The following is a 17,237-nucleotide window of genomic DNA, read 5'->3' on the forward strand; positions in this document are numbered from 1 at the left end:
TTAATTTTCTCGGCCCCGCTCCTCGGCCTTGGCCCGGTTCCAAAGCGCGTCCATCTCGGCCAGATCGCTCTGATCGGGCGCCTTGCCTGCCTCGGCCAAGAGCGCCTCGATCCGCTCGAACCGGCGTGTGAACTTGGCGTTGGCCCGCCGCAGTGCCGCTTCGGGGTCGATCTTCATGTGTCGCGCGAGGTTCGCCATCACGAACATGAGGTCGCCGAATTCCTCCTCGGTATGATCCGTGTCGCCGCCGGCATGCGCCTCGGCCAATTCGGCGACCTCCTCGGTGATCTTGGCCAGAACGCCGCCCATATCGGGCCAGTCAAAACCGACCCGCGCCGCGCGTTTCTGAAGCTTCACCGCGCGCAGTAGGGCCGGAAGCCCGAGCGCCACACCGCCGAGCGTGCCGCTCTCGCGCGCCGCCGCGCGCTCAGCGGCCTTGATCGTCTCCCAGTCGCGGGTCTGCTGCTCGGCGCTCTTGTCGCGGCTCTCATCGCCAAAGACATGCGGATGACGCGCGACCATCTTGTCCGCGATGCCGTTCGCGATGTCGTCAAAGCGAAAGAGGCCGCGATCCTCGGCAATCTGGGCGTGAAAGACGACCTGAAGCAGAAGATCGCCCAGCTCGCCCGTCAGATCGGACCAATCGGCGCGTTCGATTGCGTCCGCGACCTCATAGGCCTCCTCGATTGTGTAGGGGGCGATGGAGGCGAAATCCTGCTCGATATCCCAGGGGCAGCCGGTTTCGGGATCGCGCAGCGCGCGCATGATGGCCAGCAGGCGGGGCAGGCCGCCCTTGGGGTCGTGGATCAGCGGATCGGGCACTGGCATCTCCTTCGGCGGGCTTGCATATGGCGGCGTTTGTCATACAGGGTGCCGCATCGGCGCAAGAGCGAAAGGGGCCATCATGGGACTGGAAGACGCAAGCAGCACGGTGGACGAGGCCTTCACCCGCAAGGACAATCGCGGCCTCAGCTTCGAGAATACCTTTGGCGGCGCCACGTCCTTCTTGCGGCGGCGATACACAAAGGACCTGAGCGGCGTTGACGTGGCCGTGACCGGCGTGCCTTTCGACCAGGCGGTGACGAACCGCACCGGCACGCGTCTTGGCCCACGCGCGATCCGCGAGGCAAGCGCGCTACAGACCGCCGATGCGCCTTATGGCTGGGGCTACGATCCGATGAGCGCGCTCGATATCGTGGATTACGGGGATCTGGCCTTCGATTATGCCATGGTGCCGGAGTTCCCGGGCCTTCTGACGCAGCATATCAAGGGCATTCTGGATGCGGGCGCGGCCAGCGTCGTTCTGGGCGGCGATCACTATATCAGCTTTCCCATTCTCAAGGCTTATGCCGAAAAATTCGGGCCCATGGCCCTGCTGCATTTCGATGCGCACACCGACACATGGCAGGATGATAATTTCGAGCGCATCGATCACGGCACCATGTTCTACAAGGCGATCAAGCTGGGGCTGATCGATCCCGCGCGGTCGGTGCAGGTGGGTATTCGCACCACGGTGCCCGATGCAATGGGCATGAACATCATCGACGCGCGCGAGGTGCATGAGGGCGGCACGACGGCGGCGGTCGAGAAGATCAAGGGCATCCTGGGCGATGCGCCGGTTTATCTCAGCTTCGATATCGACGCGCTGGATCCGGCATTCGCGCCCGGCACCGGCACGCCCGTCTGGGGCGGTCTGACAAGTGCGCAGGCGTCGATCATACTCCGGGATCTGGCGGGCATCGATCTGAAGGGCGGGGATATTGTCGAGGTCTCGCCACCTTTTGACACCACCGGAGCCACGGCCATAGCGGGCGCGCATGTGGCGACGAATATCATCTGCCTTTTGGGCTGGAACGCACATGGCGGCGCGTGAGGCGGACCGGGTATGAGTATTTATCGGAACAATGAAAGGCCGCGCGCATGAAGTGGATTATCCTGATCATCCTGCTGGCTGTGGTGGCGCTGCTTGCGTGGATCCGGCTTGCGCCGGACGATACGGCCCGTTGGCACAAGCTGCCTGAGACCGTAGGGGACAAGGATCTGGAGGGCGGCGTGATGCGCCGCGTTCAGGGCGATCTAGCGGCGCTGGACGCGATCATCCGGGCCGAGCCGCGCACGCAGGTCCTGGCGGGATCGGTAGAGGAGGGGATGGTTACCTACATCACCCGCTCGCGCGTCTTCGGCTTTCCCGATTACACGACGGTCGCGCAGCGCGGCGGCGATCTGGTGATCCACGCGCGGCTGCGCTACGGCAAGTCAGATATGGGCGTCAACAAGGCCCGCGTGGAGCGTTGGCTGGCCGCGATGCGGCAGGGATGAGCTGAGACAGCCATCGGTGATCTTGCGCCACATCGGCACGTTCAGCGACATCTGGCATTGCGCCATGAACATCTTGCCGTCGACCTGCAGGCAGGTCATCTCGCCCAGCTCGACGCGCGATCCGGATTTGTCGGTGCAGTAGCACTCGACGGTTTTGGTCTGGGCCACGCCCTCGGCCAGTGCCGGGGCGCTGATCAGGCAAAGGACGATGGCAAGATGAATACGCATGGCGCGACAATACCATGGCTGCGCGTCTTGACCAAAGCATTTGCATGGAGGACATGGGGGCCATGGTTCCATTCGACAGATTAGAGCAGATCGTGCAGCGCTTCGAGTTTCTCGAGGCCAAGATGTCGACCGGCGGCGGCGATATTGCCGCGCTGGGCCGCGAATACGCCGAGCTGCGCCCCGTGGTCGAGGAAATCCGCCATTGGAAAAGCTTGCGCACCGATATCGAAGGCGCCCGCGCGATGCTGGACGATCCCGAGATGCGCGAGCTGGCCCGCGATGAGCTCGAGGAGCTGGAGGCGCGGCTGCCCGAGGTGGAGGCGGCGCTGCAGCTGAGCCTTCTGCCCAAGGACGAGGCCGATGCGCGCCCCGCGATGATCGAGATCCGCCCCGGAACGGGGGGCGAGGAGGCGGCGCTCTTTGCCGGAGACCTCTTGCGTATGTATCAGCGCTACGCCGAAGCAAGGGGCTGGTCCATCGACATCATCGAGATGAGCCAGACCGAGCTGGGCGGGATCAAGGAGGTCGTCGCGCATATCAAGGGCACTCACGTCTTTGCCCGGCTCAAGTTCGAAAGCGGCGTGCACCGGGTGCAGCGCGTGCCCGAGACCGAGAGCGGCGGGCGTATCCATACCAGTGCCGCAACGGTGGCCGTGCTGCCCGAGGCCGAGGATGTGGACATCAAGATCGACGCGAATGACTTGCGGATCGACACGATGCGAAGTTCGGGCGCGGGCGGGCAGCATGTGAACACCACCGATTCGGCGGTGCGCATCACCCATATTCCGTCGGGCATCGTTGTCACCAGCAGCGAGAAGTCACAGCACCGCAACCGCGAGATCGCGATGCAGGTGCTGAAAACGCGGCTTTACGACGCCGAGCGGCAGCGTGTCGATTCGGCGCGCAGCGCGGACCGGGCCGCGCAGGTGGGCACAGGCGATCGCAGCGAGCGCATCCGCACTTATAACTTCCCGCAAGGCCGCATGACGGATCACCGGATCAATCTGACGCTCTACAAGCTGGATCAGGTGATGCAGGGCGATCTTGACGAGGTGATCGATGCGCTGACCGCCGATGCGCAGGCGCGCCTGTTGGCGGAGATGGGCAGTTGAACCTGCGGGCTGCGCTGGGCCTCGGAACCTCGGCGCTCACCGAGGGCGGGCTGGAGGGCGCAGGCCGCGATGCGCGTCGTCTGCTGGCGCATGCGGCAGGGATCGCGCCGGACCGGGTGATGCTGCACCTCGAGGATGAGCTTTCCGAGGAGGATGAGCGACGGTTTTGGGCGCATGTGCAGGCACGGCTGGACCGGCGGCCCGTCGCGCAAATCATCGGCGCGCGCCTCTTTTTCAAGCGCAATTTCATCGTGACAGAGGACGTGCTGGACCCTCGGCCAGAGACCGAAACATTGATCGTGGAGGCGCTTGGCGATGGCTTTGACCAGGTTCTGGATCTGGGCACCGGGTCGGGCTGTATCCTGCTGACTTTGCTGGCCGAACGGCCCGGCGCCACGGGAATCGGCGCCGATATCAGCGCGGCTGCGCTGGAGGTGGCGCGCCGCAATGCCGATGCGTTGGATGTCGCGCCGCGTGCGGCTCTGGTGCAATCGGACTGGTTCGATGCGGTCGGCGGCGTGTTTGATCTGATCGTCAGCAACCCACCCTACATTGCAGAGGCCGAGATGTCTGCGCTGGCGCCCGAGCTGGCCTTCGAGCCGCGCCAGGCGTTGACGGATGGGGCGAACGGGCTGTCGGCGTATCGCACGATCGCGGCGGGCGCGCCGGCGCACTTGGGCCCCGGCGGGCGCCTCATGGTCGAGATCGGCTGGCGGCAGGGGGATGCTGTTGCGGCGATGTTTCGGTCCGCAGGACTCGTCGATGTGCAGATTCGCACCGACCTTGACGGGCGGGACCGGGTCGTGATGGGCCGCATGTCAGCGTGATCCGCATGCAACGATCCGCCTTACCAGGCCATTTTCAGCGAAATATCGCAGGTTTTAGCCGCATAGCCCTTGTGCGACGGCTCTTGCCGTGATTACTGAACATGTCGACGCGGTGGATATCCTGCTGATGGGTGGTCCCGCGCGACGCCAAGCCAACATAGCCGAAACCGGTTCATTTGATTGGGCGCATCGGGCGCCACGCGGGTTTCACACGGTTCCAAAACAAGGCTGGACAGCAGACCTATGAGATCATCGAAGTCACGTTCGCGCAACAAGTCGAACAGAAACCGTCCCAATTCGGTCGGCAACGTGGTTAACCGCGTGTTCGACAGCTCCGGCCCCGAGGGCAAGGTGCGCGGCACGCCGCAGCAGATCATCGAGAAATACAATCAGTTGGCGCGTGACGCCCAGCTCTCGAATGATCGGGTCGCGACCGAGAATTTTCAGCAGCATGCCGAGCATTACCTGCGTCTTCTGGGCGAGGCCCAGAAAGAAATCGACGCCAAGCGTGAGCAGGATGCCAAGCGCGAACAGCAAGAGCGCGAAAATCGCGAGCGCCAGGCAGAACGCGACCGCGAACGCGCCCAGCAGAACGAGCGCAACGAAGCCGTTGGCAGCGCACAGCCGGATGCAGGCTCCGACAGCAGGGACGACAACAGCAACCTCGTTGAGACCCCGGAGAACAAATCCGCACCCAAGCGCGCACCGCGCAAGCCGCGCGCGAAGTCGGGCGATGCTGAGGGCCGAAAAGAGGAGCAGGGCGGCGAGCAACACGCCGACCAGTCCGGCGGCGACGATGGCGCCGCGCGGCCGAAGCCGCGCCGTGCCCGCAAGCCAAAAGCCGAGAATGACGGCGGGCAGGCGCCAGCCGCTGAGGCGGGCGGCGGTGACACATCCAATCCCAGCGATACGGCCGCAGAGTAATCGCTGCGCAAACGTTTAAAACGAATCAAACCGGGTGCCGCCCTGACGCGGCGCCCGGTTTTTTCTTGCGAGGTGCGCATCTGATGGAGCCGGAATGATGCTCTGCCGCCTGCCACAGCTCTGCATACAGGATTGCTTCATAGCAGTATTCAGAAGCGTTTTTGGCCAAAAAAAAGGCCGAGCTTAAAGCTCGGCCATAGTCCAACAGGGAGGTATGACGAGCGCGCCGTAGTGGCGCTCCCGTCAAAAGAGCAGTTAGTGCCTGTTTCAGGCCCGATCAAGAAAAATAGCCAAATTTCACGTCATGGCCGGTATGCATTGCATGCATATCACGCCGATTATCAGCTAATCTTTTGTTCTTTCACAGTTTTCCGATAGGCAAAGATTTCCTGCTGCACGAAGTCGCGAAAGGCCGCGATGCGCTGCGAATGGCGCAACTCCTCGGGGTAGGCGAGGAACACGGGCACCTCCACCGACTCAACTTCGGGTAGAACGCGCACAAGGGCGGGAAAATCATAGGTGAGGTAATCGGGCAGAACGCCGATTCCCAAATTGTTCAGGACCGCTTGCAGCACGCCGAAATAGTTGTTGACCGTCAGCATCGACGCGATGTCGTTGGTGACCAACTCCTTGACAAGATAGGTCGCGGCGCTGACCTGGGCCGAATTGATGTTCTGGCAGATCAGCCGGTGATCGCTCAGCTCCTCGACGCTGGCGGGCGCGGCAGTGCGGGCCAGGTATTCTGGCGAGGCGTAAAGCCCCATGTGAACACCCATCAGGCGCTTGCGGATGAGATCGGCTTGGCTGGGCTCTTTCATCCGGATCGCCACGTCAGCCTCGCGCATCGGCAGGTCCAGAACGCGCTCTTCCAGCATAAGGTCGATCTTGAGATCGGGGTATTTCTCGTAAAGCTTGGCCAGGCGCGGCGCCAGCCAGAGCGTGCCAAAGCCGATGGTGGTGGTCACGCGCAGCTCGCCGAACACCTCGTCCTCGCTGTCGCGGATGCGGGCCGTGGCGGCATCCAAACGCTTGATCATGGCGCGGGTCGCGTCGAAGAGAAGCTCGCCTTGCTCGGTCAGGATCAGACCGCGCGCGTGGCGGTGAAAGAGCGTCGCATTCAAGGTCTCCTCCAGCGAGCGGACCTGGCGCGAGACGGCCGATTGCGACAGGTGCAGCTGATCGCCCGCATGCGTCAGGCTGCCTGCATCGGCGACGGCGTGAAAAATTCTCAGCTTGTCCCAGTCCATTGCGGCTCATCCAATCGGCTTCCTTGCGGCATCAGCCTTAGCGCATTCGGCAGCTTCGTGCATAGGATCATCGTCGCCAAAGGGCGGATTCCGTTGCCAATTGCGGCAAATCGGTATGGCGTGGGTGCGGACAGGCGATTACGGTCGCGGTCAAGCTGCGGCCGGGTCAGGCCGAACTTACACGGATTTGAATGGAGAAACGGCGCATGGCGGTAGGGGTTTTCGATAGCGGGCTGGGCGGTTTGACCGTGATGAGCGCCATTGCGGCGCGTCTGCCCGATCAGCCGTTGATCTATCTGGGCGACAACGCCCATGCGCCTTATGGCGTGCGAGGCGCCGAGGATATTCAGGCGTTGACCGCCGCAGGGGTCAGGCGGCTGTGGGACGAGGGCTGCAATCTGGTCGTGCTGGCCTGCAACACGGCGTCGGCCGTTGCGCTGCGCCGGATGCAAGAGGCGGGCGTGCCCGAGGGCAAGCGTGTGCTGGGCGTTTTTGTGCCACTGATCGAAGCGCTGACCGAGCGGCAATGGGGCGACAACTCTCCTCCGCGCGAGGTGAGCGCGCGGCATGTGGCCCTTTTTGCGACACCCGCCACAGTGAGCAGCCGCGCTTTCCAGCGCGAGCTGGCGTTTCGCGCCATCGGCGTCGATGTCGAGGCGCAGGCCTGTGGCGGTGTCGTCGACGCCATCGAGGAGGGCGACATGATTCTTGCCGAGGCTTTGGTGCGCAGCCATGTGGACGCCTTGAAGCGCAAGATGCCAAACCCCCAGGCCGCTGTGCTGGGCTGCACCCATTACCCGCTGGTGCAGGATGTATTCCAGGCGGCGCTTGGCCCCGAGGTGACGGTGCTGTCGCAACCCAGCCTCGTGGCCGACAGCCTGGCGGATTACCTTGCCCGGCGCCCGGCCATGCGCGGCCAGGTCGGCGAGGGCCTGCGCTATTTGACCACGGGGGTGCCCGCCCGCGTGTCGGATCGGGCAACGCAGTTTCTGCGCCGGCCTGTCCGCTTTGAGGCGGCGTGAGGGGCGATTGCCCCGTTTATCGCGATCGGATAGAGCGGACACAAATGATCAAGGGTGCTCAAGATGTATGATATCGCCATTCTCGGCGCCTCCGGCTACACCGGGGCCGAGCTGATCCGTCTGATTGCGGTGCATCCCGAAATGCGCATCGCTGCGCTTGGCGCAAATTCCAAGGCCGGGCAGAGCATGAGCGACGTGTTCCCGCATCTGCGCCATCTCGACCTGCCCGAGCTTGTGACAATCGACGAGATCGACTTTTCGGCAATCGACCTGTGCTTTTGCGCGCTGCCACATGCCACCAGCCAAGAGGTGATCGCGGCCCTGCCCAAGACGCTCAAGATCGTCGATCTGAGCGCAGATTTTCGCCTGCGTGATTCCGAAGCCTACGCCAAGTGGTACGGTGGCGCCCATGCTGCGCTCGACTGCCAGGCCGAGGCGGTCTATGGCCTGACCGAGTTCTACCGCGATGAGATCCGGCGTGCGCGACTGGTGGCCGGGACGGGATGCAACGCGGCCACGGGTCAATACGCCCTGCGACCCTTGATCGCAGGCGGGCTGATCGACCTCGACGATATCATTATCGACCTCAAGACAGGGGTCAGCGGCGCGGGGCGGAGTCTGAAGGAAAACCTGCTGCATGCGGAGCTGAGCGAGGGCACGCATGCGTATGGTGTGGGCGGCACGCACCGGCATCTGGCCGAGTTTGACCAGGAGTTCTCGGCCATCGCAGGCCGGCCCGTCAAGGTGCAGTTCACGCCGCATTTATTGCCGGCAAACAGGGGGATACTCGCCACTGTTTATGTAAAAGGAGAGCCGGGCGCGATCCATGGCGCGCTGCGGGATGCCTATGCATCCGAGCCGTTCCTGCAAGTGCTGCCTTTTGGCCAAGTGCCTAGCACGCGCCATATCCGGGGCAGCAACTATTGCCATATCGGCGTGACGGGCGATCGTATCGAGGGGCGCTCAATCGTGATCGCCGCGCTAGACAACCTGACCAAGGGGTCAAGCGGGCAAGCCTTGCAGAACGCGAACCTGATGTTAAATTTGGAAGAGACGATGGCGCTGACCGCACCGCCCGTCTTTCCGTAGGAAATGGTTGAGGATTAGGCCGCATGGCGATGAAGTCGCTCAAGAAAAAGCGCAGGATTCAGGTGGTTGCGGTTGCGGCGGTCGCTTTGGTCCTGTCGACGGGCCTTATCGGCTACGCGATGCGCGACGGCATCAATTTCTTTCGCTCGCCTTCGCAGGTCATGGCCGAGCCGCCGGGTCCGTCCGAGGTGTTCCGCATCGGTGGACTGGTCGAGGCCGGAAGCATCCGGCGCGGCGCCGGCGAAGAGGTCACGTTCAGCGTAACTGATGGCGGTGCGACCGTGCCCGTCGCCTTCGTCGGCGTTCTGCCCGACCTTTTCGGCGAGGACCAAGGCATGGTCGGCCTCGGCAGCTATGACGGTCAAACCTTCCGCGCGACTGAGATTCTGGCCAAGCATGACGAAAGCTATATGCCCAAAGAGGTCGTCAACGCGCTGAAAGAGCAGGGTGTCTACCAAGAGCCGGTCGGACAGTAAGTCCTGCGTTAACCATCCATCCGCCACGTTTCGCCATCCGGCAGGGAATTGTCCCCTCCGGTGATGCAAAGGTGGCAATATGGACCAGATACGCGAAATCGCGCGGGAAATCGTCGCCCGCGAGGGCGGCTATGTAAACGACCCGGACGATCCCGGCGGCGCGACAAAGCATGGGGTGACGGTGCACACGATGCGCCGTCTGGGTCTGGACCTGACCGGCGACGGCCGGATCGACGCGGCGGACGTCCGACGGGTCGATCCGGCGCAGGCCGAGGACATCTTCATCCAGCACTATTTCATCGCGCCCGGCATCAAGCGTCTGCCTGATCCGCTGCGTGCGAGCGTCTTCGACATGTATGTCAACGCGGGCAGCAATGCGGTGCGTATTTTGCAGCGGCTGTTGCGCCAGATGGGGCAGGAAATAAAGGTTGATGGCGTGATCGGCCCGCGAACCGCCGAGGCCGCGCAAATCGCGGCGCAGACCGCCCCAAACCATATTGCCGACGCCTACGCCATAGCGCGCCGCAATTACTACCTGCGCATCGCGGACCGGCGACCCGCGAGCCGAAAATTCGCCCGCACCCGCGCAGGCGGCAAGGGCGGCTGGATCCTGCGCGCCGAGGAATTCATGTCGCCGCGCTATCATCTGAGCCAAGCTGAATTCAGCGCACGGGTGGCGGCATGGGACTGATCAACAGCCTGATGACGCTGCTTTTTGGCAATGGTCGCAACGTGGTGGCGCGCACGGCCGAGGTTTTTCGCGAGAATGCCGAAGCGGGCGCGGAGCGGCAAAGCCGCGAACGCGGCGCCGCCATCGGCCAGATGCAGGCGGAATTTGGTGCGGGGCAATCGGGCGTCTTCGACCGCTTCATGGACGGAGTAAACCGCCTGCCGCGCCCGGCGCTGGCGCTGGGAACGTTGGGCCTGTTCGTATCGGCCATGGTCGATCCGGTCTGGTTCGCGGCACGCATGCAGGGCATCGCACTCGTGCCCGAGCCGCTCTGGTGGCTTCTGGGCGTGATCGTGTCCTTCTATTTCGGTGCGCGGCACCAGTTCAAAGGCCAGGTGTTTCGCCGCTCGATCGTCGAAAGCGCCGCCGAGGCGCCGCGTATTGCCGCCAGCATCCGCGCGCTGGAAGCGGGTGACACGGGCCAAATGACCCCCGATGCGGACCAAGACACTCCGGCGCCCGAAACCGAAGGCGGCCCCAACCCGGCCCTGCGCGCCTGGCGCGAGCAGGAGCGGTAAGGCGCCGCGCGGCCTGCCGCGACAATCTGAACCGTCCCGCAGGCGTTTTCCGGTTGGTGGAGTGCGCGCGGGACGGTTATACATGGGCCATGATTACAGAACTCGGCCATTTCGCCCTCATCCTCGCTTTCGTCATCGCCTGCGTGCAGGCTACCGTCCCGCTTGTCGGGGCGCATAAACGCTGGAGCGGGTGGATGGCCGTGGGCGATACCGCCGCGGGCCTGCAATTTCTGATGGTGGCGCTGAGTTTTGCGGCGCTGACCTATGCGTTCGTCGTCTCGGATTTCTCGCTGCGGCTAGTCACGCTGAACAGCCATTCGGCGAAACCGATGCTCTACAAGATTACCGGCGTCTGGGGCAATCACGAGGGCTCCATGCTGCTCTGGGTGCTGATCGTGGCGCTTTTTGGCGCGTGCGCGGCATGGTTCGGCGGCAATCTGCCGCCCGGTCTGCGCGCGCGGGTGCTGGCGGTTCAGGCCATGGTCGGGATCGCGTTTCTGGCGTTTATCCTCTTCACGTCCAATCCATTCCTGCGCCTCGCGGTACCGCCGCTCGACGGGCAGGACTTGAACCCGCTCCTGCAGGATCCCGGCCTCGCCTTTCATCCGCCGTTTCTCTACATCGGCTATGTCGGCCTTTCGATGACCTTCAGCTTTGCCGTCGCCGCGCTGATCGAGGGGCGCGTTGATGCCGCTTGGGGCCGCTGGGTGCGCCCCTACACGCTGGCCGCTTGGGTATTCTTGACCATCGGCATCGCGATGGGCAGCTGGTGGGCCTATTACGAGCTGGGCTGGGGCGGATTCTGGTTCTGGGATCCGGTCGAAAACGCGAGCTTCATGCCGTGGCTGATCGCCGCCGCGCTGCTGCACTCCGCCATTGTCGTTGAAAAGCGTGAGAGCCTGAAAAGCTGGACGATCCTTTTGGCCATCATCGCCTTCGGCTTTTCGATGATCGGCGCGTTCATCACGCGCTCGGGCGTGCTGACCTCGGTCCATGCGTTCGCCAACGACCCCGAGCGCGGGATGTTCCTATTGGGGATCACTGCGGTCTTCATGATGGGCGGGCTGACGATGTTCGCAGCGCGCGCTGGATCGATGCAGGCGCGGGGCGTCTTTGCCTTGTCGAGCCGCGAGTCGATGCTGGTGGCCAACAATGTCCTTCTGGGCGTGTCGGCTTTCGTCATCTTCGTCGGAACGATTTGGCCGCTCGTGGCCGAGATCTTTTTTGACCGCAAGCTGTCGGTTGGCGCGCCCTTCTTTGACATGGCGTTCACGCCCTTCATGGTGGTGCTTGGCGCGCTTCTGCCCATCGGCTCGATGATGCCGTGGAAGCGCGGGCAGATGGCCCGCGTCTCGCGCCAGTTGGTGCCGGCCTTGGTACTGGCGCTTGCTGTGCTGGGCCTCGCCTGGGCCATTCAGTCGGGGCGCAGCCTGCTTGGTCCGGTGGGCCTGGCGCTCGGGACATGGCTGGTCGTGGGTGCGGCGCTTGATCTGTGGTCGCGCACCGGGGTTCGCGGCGATGCCCGCAGCCGGGCGCGGCGCCTGATGCGCCTACCGCGCGCCGATTGGGGCAAGGCGACGGCCCATGCGGGGCTTGGCGTGACCTTCGCGGGCATTGCCGGACTGCTGGCATGGGAGGCGGAGGATATCCGCGTGGTCCAGACCGGCGACAGCTTTGACTTGGCGGGTTACACCATCACGCTCGAGGATGTGCGCCGCAGCGAGGGGCCTAATTACATCACCACCATCGCCGATATGCGCCTGTCCAAGGACGGCGAGGAGATCGGCCTGCTGCAGCCGGAAAAACGCTTCTACCCGGTGGCTGAAATGCCCACGACCGAGGCGGCCATCGATATCGGTTTCGCCCGCGACATCTATGTCGTCATCGGCGATCCACAGGATAACGGCGGCTGGGCCGTGCGCACCTATTACAAGCCATTGGCCAACTGGATCTGGGGCGGTGCGATCCTCATGGCATTGGGCGGCTTCCTGTCGCTGAGTGACCGGCGCTACCGCGTGGCGGCTGGCGCCAAGAAAATCGCGCGGGCCGAGGGAGTGCCCGCAGAATGAAACGTCTGGCCCTAATTCTGGCGCTGATCGCCAGCCCGCTCTGGGCCGTGCAGCCCGATGAGGTGCTGGACGATCCCGCGCTGGAGGCGCGCGCGCGCGCGCTGTCCGAAGGGCTGCGCTGCCTCGTCTGCCGGAACGAGAATATTGACGCGTCCAACGCGCAGCTGGCGCGCGATCTGCGCCTTTTGGTGCGCGAGCGTCTGGTGGCTGGCGACACCGACGAGGAGGCCATTTCTTTCATCGTCGATCGCTATGGCGAATACGTCCTGCTCAACCCTCCGGCATCTGGCAGCACCTGGGTGCTGTGGCTGGCGGGGCCTGCCATGCTGCTTCTGGGCGGCGGGATCGCGGCGGTCTATATCCGCCGCCGGGGCCGCGCCACGCCCGAAGACGATCAACTGACCGACGCCGAAGAGGCGCGGCTGCGCGATATTCTGAACGGATGAAACCCGAGAAGAGCCCCATGAGCCGATACAGCGCCATCACCTACGAGGAGGAGGGTGGCATCGCCGTCCTGCGTCTCAATCGGCCGGACAAGATGAACTCGCTCAGCGCCCAGATGCGGTCCGAGATCACCGATGCGGTCGGCGCCGCTGGAAAATCCGCGCGCGTTCTTGTCATCACGGGCGAGGGGCGCGCGTTTTGCGCCGGTCAGGATCTGAGCGATGTGGGCAATGCCGCCTCGCTCGATCTGGAGCGCGTGCTGCGCGATGAGTACGCGCCGATGCTGCGCATGATCTGGGACTGCCCCATTCCTACGGTTGCCGCCGTGAACGGCGTTGCTGCAGGGGCAGGGGCCAACCTGGCATTGGCCGCCGATGTCACCATCGCCGCCCAGAGTGCGAGGTTTATACAGGCTTTCACCCGGATCGGCCTGATGCCCGACGCGGGCGGCACCTATTGGCTGCCGCGCCAGATGGGCGCCGCTAAGGCGATGGGTGCGGCTCTCTTTGCCGAGCCGATCAGCGCGAAGGATGCCTCGGACTGGGGCATGATCTGGGAGGCGGTGCCGGATATAGACTTTAACGCGCATTGGCGCGCGCGCGCCGCGCATCTGGCAAACGGCCCAACCGAAGCGTACCGCCATCTGAAATCCGCGCTGCGCGGAAGCTGGAGCCAGAGTGCCGAAGCGCAACTGGATATAGAGGCGCGCTTGCAGGGCGCCTGCGCGCAGACCCGCGATTTTCAGGAGGGCGTCGTCGCCTTTCTAGCGAAGCGCAAGCCCGAATTCGAAGGCCGCTAAGCGGTTCGTCAGCGACGCCGCGCGCGACACGATCAACGCGGACACCAGTATCATTGCTCAGTCGATAAAGGGCCAGCGCGGTGAACCACTTCGGCGTATCTGCCTGCGGGGCAAGCGCCTCCTGCACAAGACGGGCACTGCGATGGGACAACTCTCTGCCGGGGTGCGGCCGGCTTGGTCGTGGCGTTCAGCGCGGAGGGCCAAAGCATGACAACAGCGCACGCCGCCCTCGCTTTCGGCCGGTTTGAAGCGCGTTTTCAAAGGTTTGGCATTCCCGCGCCGCATGGCGCTGGCCACGCGTCAATCCTGTCCGCATCTGACGAAAATCACAGCGATCGACATGGCACGATATGCCACCGCGCCCCCCGCCGCCGGAACTGGCGGTCACCGCAATAGGCATCGTCTCTTTGATCAGCTGCAAGCCGATGCCAAGGCGCAGGGGCGGCGCAATTGCGAAGCGCAGACCAAGGCCAAACCAACTGCGCGCCTGCAAGCCGAGGTGGATGCAAAGCTTGCGGGGCGACGGGGCGATTAAGCAGGCATGAAAATGGCGCAACCGATATCGATTGCGCCACTCTATCTCTGGATGGGGGAGATGTAGGCCCCGCCATCTGCGGTCAGCGGTTTTCGATATCGACGTAATCGCGCAAGGCAGAACCAGCGTAAAGCTGACGCGGGCGACCGATCTTCAGCTGCGGATCGGCGATCATCTCTTTCCACTGGGAAATCCAGCCGACCGTGCGCGACACGGCGAAGATCGCGGTGAACATCGAGGTAGGAAAGCCCATCGCTTCGAGGATGATCCCCGAGTAGAAATCGACATTGGGAAACAGCTTCTTGTCGGCGAAATAGGGATCCGCCAGTGCCTGCTTTTCCAGCTCCTTGGCGACTTGAAGGGTCGGATTGTCCTCAATGCCCATGAGGTCCAGAACCTCGTCCGCCGATTGCTTCATCACCTTCGCGCGTGGATCGAAATTCTTGTAGACGCGGTGGCCAAAGCCCATCAGGCGGAAGGGATCGTTCTTGTCCTTGGCGCGGGCGATGTATTCGGGGATGCGGTCCACTGTCCCGATCTCGCGCAGCATCTCGAGGCAGGCCTGATTGGCGCCGCCATGCGCCGGCCCCCAGAGGCAGGCGATGCCGGCCGCGATGCAGGCAAACGGGTTCGCGCCCGAGGACGAAGCAAGGCGCACCGTCGAGGTCGAGGCATTTTGCTCGTGATCTGCGTGGAGGGTAAAGATGCGATCCATCGCGCGGCTGAGGATCGGGTTTACTTCATAATCCTCGGACGGAACGGCAAAGCACATGCGCAGGAAGTTCGAGGCGTAATCAATATCGTTGCGGGGATAAACGAAAGGCTGGCCGATCGTGTACTTATAGGCCATTGCAGCGATTGTCGGCATCTTGGCAATCATGCGTACGGATGCCACTTCGCGCTGCCAAGGATCGTTGATATCGGTGCTGTCGTGATAGAATGCCGACAGCGCGCCGACTACACCCACCATGATCGCCATGGGCGGCGCATCGCGGCGGAAACCGCGGAAAAGAAACTGCATCTGCTCGTGCAGCATCGTGTGGTTTGTCACGCGATGCTCGAAATCCTCCAGCTGTGCAGCCGAGGGCAGTTCGCCGTAAAGGAGCAGGTAACAGACCTCGAGATAATGGGATTTTTCTGCCAATTGATCGATCGGATAGCCGCGGTGCAACAGCTCACCCTTCTCGCCGTCGATGAACGTGATCGTGCTGTCGCAGCTTGCCGTCGAGGTGAATCCGGGATCGTAGGTAAACACCCCAGCCTGGCCATATAGCTTGCGAATATCGATCACGTCGGGGCCCGCCGTCGGCGAATGCACCGGGAATTCATATTCCTTGCCGTCGATGCGGAGCGTTGCTGTCTTCTTGTCGTCGGCCATGAGGCATTCTCCCTTTTGCAGCACTCAAACCGGCGTTCCGGTCAGGGCTGGATAAACTAATGGCCTTAGGGCGAGGTTAATCGCCGCCCTGACCTGCATCCTCGAGGCGGGCGACCGTTTCGGCCTGTCCCAGCACCAGCATCATGTCAAAGACACTGGGCGTCGCGCTGCGCCCGGCCAGTGCGGCCCTCAATGGGCCCGCCATCTTGCCGAATTTCATATCCCGCGCGGCGGCAAAGTCATTCATGAACGCCTCAAGATCTGCCCGGTTCCACTTAGCATTTCGCAACTGCGGCGTCAATTCTAACAGCATACCACGGGATACCGAATCGAGTTGCGAGGCCGCCTTTTCGTCCATCTGGACAGGCCGGGACGCAAGAATAAATTGCGCTTTTTCAATAAGTTCCGGATAGGTTCTCGCGCGTTCTTTGAGATGCGGCATCGCCTCCAGAAACATCGCCGCCTGCTCGGGTGTGAGGCGCGGAGCGTCTGTGACGGCCAAGAAATCTTCAAGCTGATGCAGCAGTGCAGCATCTGGCGTGCTCGCCATATGTTGACCACAGATATTCTCGAGCTTCTTGAAGTCAAACCGCGCTGCGGATTTGCCAATTCCGTCCAGATCGAACCACTCCAGCGCTTCGTCATCGGTGAAGAATTCGGCATCCCCGTGGCTCCAGCCCAGACGCGCGAGGTAGTTGCGCATGCCCGCGGCAGGATAGCCCATCTGGCGGTATTCATTGGTCCCAAGCGCGCCATGACGCTTGCTCAGCTTCTTGCCGTCGGCGCCATGGATCAGGGGGATATGCGCATAGACGGGCAGGGGCCAGCCCATGGCGGTATAAATGAGCATCTGGCGCGCGGCGTTGTTGAGGTGATCGTCGCCCCTGATGACATGGGTGACGCCCATGTCATGGTCGTCCACCGCCACTGCCAGCATGTAAACCGGCGTGCCGTCCGAGCGCAGCAGTACCATATCGTCCAGCTGATCGTTACGAATGGTCACATCGCCCTGCACCGCATCATGAATGACCGTGCTGCCCTCAAGCGGAGCCTTGATGCGAATGACATAAGGCAGGTCGGGATGCGTCGCCGGATCCGCATCGCGCCACGGGCTGCGATAGAGGGTCGAGCGGCCCTCTTCCTTGGCCTTGTCGCGAAAAGCCTGGATCTCGTCCTGCGTGGCAAAGCATTTATAGGCTTGGCCCGCCTCCAGCATCTGGCGCGCGACCTCGGCATGGCGCGGCGCACGCTCGAACTGGCTGACGACCTCGCCATCATGATCGAGGCCCATCCACGCCATCCCGTCGAGGATCGCCTGCGTCGCCTCGGGGGTGGAGCGGGCGCGGTCCGTGTCCTCGATCCGCAGGAGGAACGTGCCGCCATTGGCCCGCGCATAAAGCCAATTGAAGAGCGCCGTCCGTGCGCCCCCGATATGCAGATAGCCAGTGGGCGAGGGGGCAAAACGGGTGACGGGCCGTTGGGACATGGGGCGCATTAACCTTTCGGTAACGATGTCGGGG

Annotated in this window: 18 protein-coding genes; 13 read left to right on the top strand and 5 right to left on the bottom strand. The window is 63.3% G+C overall.

Going from position 1 to position 17,237, the window contains the following annotated elements:
* A complete protein-coding gene (gene mazG / locus BW975_RS08640) occupies positions 1-828 on the bottom strand; it encodes a nucleoside triphosphate pyrophosphohydrolase (RefSeq protein WP_076532703.1) in 828 nt (275 codons plus the stop codon).
* A gap of 76 nt (positions 829-904) precedes the next feature.
* Between mazG and speB the strand changes: the two genes are divergently transcribed.
* Both speB and BW975_RS08650 read left to right on the top strand, forming a co-directional pair.
* Complete coding sequence (speB, locus tag BW975_RS08645) at positions 905-1,873, top strand: agmatinase (RefSeq protein WP_076532705.1); 969 nt, start codon at positions 905-907, stop codon at positions 1,871-1,873.
* Between the two features lie 47 nt (positions 1,874-1,920).
* The gene (locus tag BW975_RS08650) at positions 1,921-2,319 is read left to right on the top strand and encodes a DUF1499 domain-containing protein (protein ID WP_076532706.1); all 399 of its coding nucleotides are present in this window, start codon (positions 1,921-1,923) and stop codon (positions 2,317-2,319) included.
* Here the strand turns inward: BW975_RS08650 and BW975_RS08655 are convergent.
* Complete coding sequence (locus BW975_RS08655) at positions 2,257-2,547, bottom strand: hypothetical protein (RefSeq protein ID WP_076532708.1); 291 nt, start codon at positions 2,545-2,547, stop codon at positions 2,257-2,259. The genes BW975_RS08650 and BW975_RS08655 overlap by 63 nt on opposite strands.
* 62 nt (positions 2,548-2,609) lie before the next feature.
* Here BW975_RS08655 and prfA point away from each other — a divergent pair, with 62 nt between their 5' ends.
* The 3 genes from prfA (at position 2,610) to BW975_RS08670 (ending at position 5,410) form a co-directional block, all read left to right on the top strand.
* Entirely contained in the window at positions 2,610-3,659 is a 1,050-nt protein-coding gene (prfA, locus tag BW975_RS08660; protein WP_076533572.1) for a peptide chain release factor 1, read from the top strand.
* A 2-nt stretch (positions 3,660-3,661) separates the two neighbouring features.
* The gene (gene prmC, locus BW975_RS08665) at positions 3,662-4,486 is read left to right on the top strand and encodes a peptide chain release factor N(5)-glutamine methyltransferase (RefSeq protein ID WP_083687068.1); all 825 of its coding nucleotides are present in this window, start codon (positions 3,662-3,664) and stop codon (positions 4,484-4,486) included.
* A 243-nt stretch (positions 4,487-4,729) separates the two neighbouring features.
* Complete coding sequence (locus tag BW975_RS08670) at positions 4,730-5,410, top strand: DUF4167 domain-containing protein (RefSeq protein ID WP_076532711.1); 681 nt, start codon at positions 4,730-4,732, stop codon at positions 5,408-5,410.
* A gap of 341 nt (positions 5,411-5,751) precedes the next feature.
* Here the strand turns inward: BW975_RS08670 and BW975_RS08675 are convergent, their stop codons facing one another.
* Entirely contained in the window at positions 5,752-6,657 is a 906-nt protein-coding gene (locus BW975_RS08675; protein WP_076532712.1) for a LysR family transcriptional regulator, read from the bottom strand.
* A 206-nt stretch (positions 6,658-6,863) separates the two neighbouring features.
* On the opposite strand from BW975_RS08675, the gene BW975_RS08680 reads away from it, so the two are divergent.
* From BW975_RS08680 to BW975_RS08715, 8 genes are all read left to right on the top strand, one after another.
* Complete coding sequence (locus tag BW975_RS08680) at positions 6,864-7,679, top strand: glutamate racemase (RefSeq protein ID WP_076532714.1); 816 nt, start codon at positions 6,864-6,866, stop codon at positions 7,677-7,679.
* Positions 7,680-7,742: 63 nt separating this feature from the next.
* Entirely contained in the window at positions 7,743-8,768 is a 1,026-nt protein-coding gene (gene argC, locus BW975_RS08685; protein ID WP_076532715.1) for an N-acetyl-gamma-glutamyl-phosphate reductase, read from the top strand.
* Positions 8,769-8,791: 23 nt separating this feature from the next.
* Positions 8,792-9,244 (top strand): cytochrome c maturation protein CcmE, encoded by a 453-nt coding sequence (gene ccmE / locus BW975_RS08690; RefSeq protein ID WP_076532717.1) that lies wholly within the window; start codon positions 8,792-8,794, stop codon positions 9,242-9,244.
* A gap of 79 nt (positions 9,245-9,323) precedes the next feature.
* Entirely contained in the window at positions 9,324-9,935 is a 612-nt protein-coding gene (locus tag BW975_RS08695) for a holin-associated N-acetylmuramidase (RefSeq protein ID WP_076532719.1), read from the top strand.
* Complete coding sequence (locus tag BW975_RS08700) at positions 9,926-10,492, top strand: holin family protein (RefSeq protein WP_076532720.1); 567 nt, start codon at positions 9,926-9,928, stop codon at positions 10,490-10,492. Before BW975_RS08695 ends, BW975_RS08700 begins: the two co-directional genes overlap by 10 nt.
* A gap of 89 nt (positions 10,493-10,581) precedes the next feature.
* Positions 10,582-12,561: a heme lyase CcmF/NrfE family subunit gene (locus BW975_RS08705; protein ID WP_076532722.1), complete on the top strand. Its 1,980-nt coding sequence runs from the start codon at positions 10,582-10,584 to the stop codon at positions 12,559-12,561.
* On the top strand, positions 12,558-13,007 hold the full coding sequence (locus tag BW975_RS08710) for a cytochrome c-type biogenesis protein (protein WP_076532723.1): 450 nt from the start codon (positions 12,558-12,560) through the stop codon (positions 13,005-13,007). Before BW975_RS08705 ends, BW975_RS08710 begins: the two co-directional genes overlap by 4 nt.
* Positions 13,008-13,024: 17 nt before the next feature.
* On the top strand, positions 13,025-13,804 hold the full coding sequence (locus BW975_RS08715; RefSeq protein ID WP_076533574.1) for an enoyl-CoA hydratase-related protein: 780 nt from the start codon (positions 13,025-13,027) through the stop codon (positions 13,802-13,804).
* 617 nt (positions 13,805-14,421) lie between these two features.
* On the opposite strand, the gene gltA is transcribed toward BW975_RS08715, so the two are convergent.
* Together gltA and gltX are read right to left on the bottom strand one after the other, a co-directional pair.
* Positions 14,422-15,717 (bottom strand): citrate synthase, encoded by a 1,296-nt coding sequence (gene gltA, locus BW975_RS08725; protein ID WP_076532726.1) that lies wholly within the window; start codon positions 15,715-15,717, stop codon positions 14,422-14,424.
* 76 nt (positions 15,718-15,793) lie between these two features.
* Entirely contained in the window at positions 15,794-17,203 is a 1,410-nt protein-coding gene (gltX, locus tag BW975_RS08730; RefSeq protein ID WP_076532728.1) for a glutamate--tRNA ligase, read from the bottom strand.
* Positions 17,204-17,237 lie beyond the last annotated feature (34 nt).

Origin of the sequence: Roseovarius nanhaiticus (assembly GCF_900156535.1) — a bacterium.
GTDB lineage: Bacteria > Pseudomonadota > Alphaproteobacteria > Rhodobacterales > Rhodobacteraceae > Roseovarius > Roseovarius nanhaiticus.

What these genes read in the sequence shown, in the direction of transcription:
- mazG (WP_076532703.1), bottom strand. Translation starts at nt 828, where the DNA reads ATGCCAGTGCCCGATCCGCTGATCCACGACCCCAAGGGCGGCCTGCCC.
- speB (WP_076532705.1), top strand. Translation starts at nt 905, where the DNA reads ATGGGACTGGAAGACGCAAGCAGCACGGTGGACGAGGCCTTCACCCGC.
- BW975_RS08650 (WP_076532706.1), top strand. Translation starts at nt 1,921, where the DNA reads ATGAAGTGGATTATCCTGATCATCCTGCTGGCTGTGGTGGCGCTGCTT.
- BW975_RS08655 (WP_076532708.1), bottom strand. Translation starts at nt 2,547, where the DNA reads ATGCGTATTCATCTTGCCATCGTCCTTTGCCTGATCAGCGCCCCGGCA.
- prfA (WP_076533572.1), top strand. Translation starts at nt 2,610, where the DNA reads ATGGTTCCATTCGACAGATTAGAGCAGATCGTGCAGCGCTTCGAGTTT.
- BW975_RS08670 (WP_076532711.1), top strand. Translation starts at nt 4,730, where the DNA reads ATGAGATCATCGAAGTCACGTTCGCGCAACAAGTCGAACAGAAACCGT.
- BW975_RS08675 (WP_076532712.1), bottom strand. Translation starts at nt 6,657, where the DNA reads ATGGACTGGGACAAGCTGAGAATTTTTCACGCCGTCGCCGATGCAGGC.
- BW975_RS08680 (WP_076532714.1), top strand. Translation starts at nt 6,864, where the DNA reads ATGGCGGTAGGGGTTTTCGATAGCGGGCTGGGCGGTTTGACCGTGATG.
- argC (WP_076532715.1), top strand. Translation starts at nt 7,743, where the DNA reads ATGTATGATATCGCCATTCTCGGCGCCTCCGGCTACACCGGGGCCGAG.
- ccmE (WP_076532717.1), top strand. Translation starts at nt 8,792, where the DNA reads ATGGCGATGAAGTCGCTCAAGAAAAAGCGCAGGATTCAGGTGGTTGCG.
- BW975_RS08695 (WP_076532719.1), top strand. Translation starts at nt 9,324, where the DNA reads ATGGACCAGATACGCGAAATCGCGCGGGAAATCGTCGCCCGCGAGGGC.
- BW975_RS08700 (WP_076532720.1), top strand. Translation starts at nt 9,926, where the DNA reads ATGGGACTGATCAACAGCCTGATGACGCTGCTTTTTGGCAATGGTCGC.
- BW975_RS08705 (WP_076532722.1), top strand. Translation starts at nt 10,582, where the DNA reads ATGATTACAGAACTCGGCCATTTCGCCCTCATCCTCGCTTTCGTCATC.
- BW975_RS08710 (WP_076532723.1), top strand. Translation starts at nt 12,558, where the DNA reads ATGAAACGTCTGGCCCTAATTCTGGCGCTGATCGCCAGCCCGCTCTGG.
- BW975_RS08715 (WP_076533574.1), top strand. Translation starts at nt 13,025, where the DNA reads ATGAGCCGATACAGCGCCATCACCTACGAGGAGGAGGGTGGCATCGCC.
- gltA (WP_076532726.1), bottom strand. Translation starts at nt 15,717, where the DNA reads ATGGCCGACGACAAGAAGACAGCAACGCTCCGCATCGACGGCAAGGAA.
- gltX (WP_076532728.1), bottom strand. Translation starts at nt 17,203, where the DNA reads ATGTCCCAACGGCCCGTCACCCGTTTTGCCCCCTCGCCCACTGGCTAT.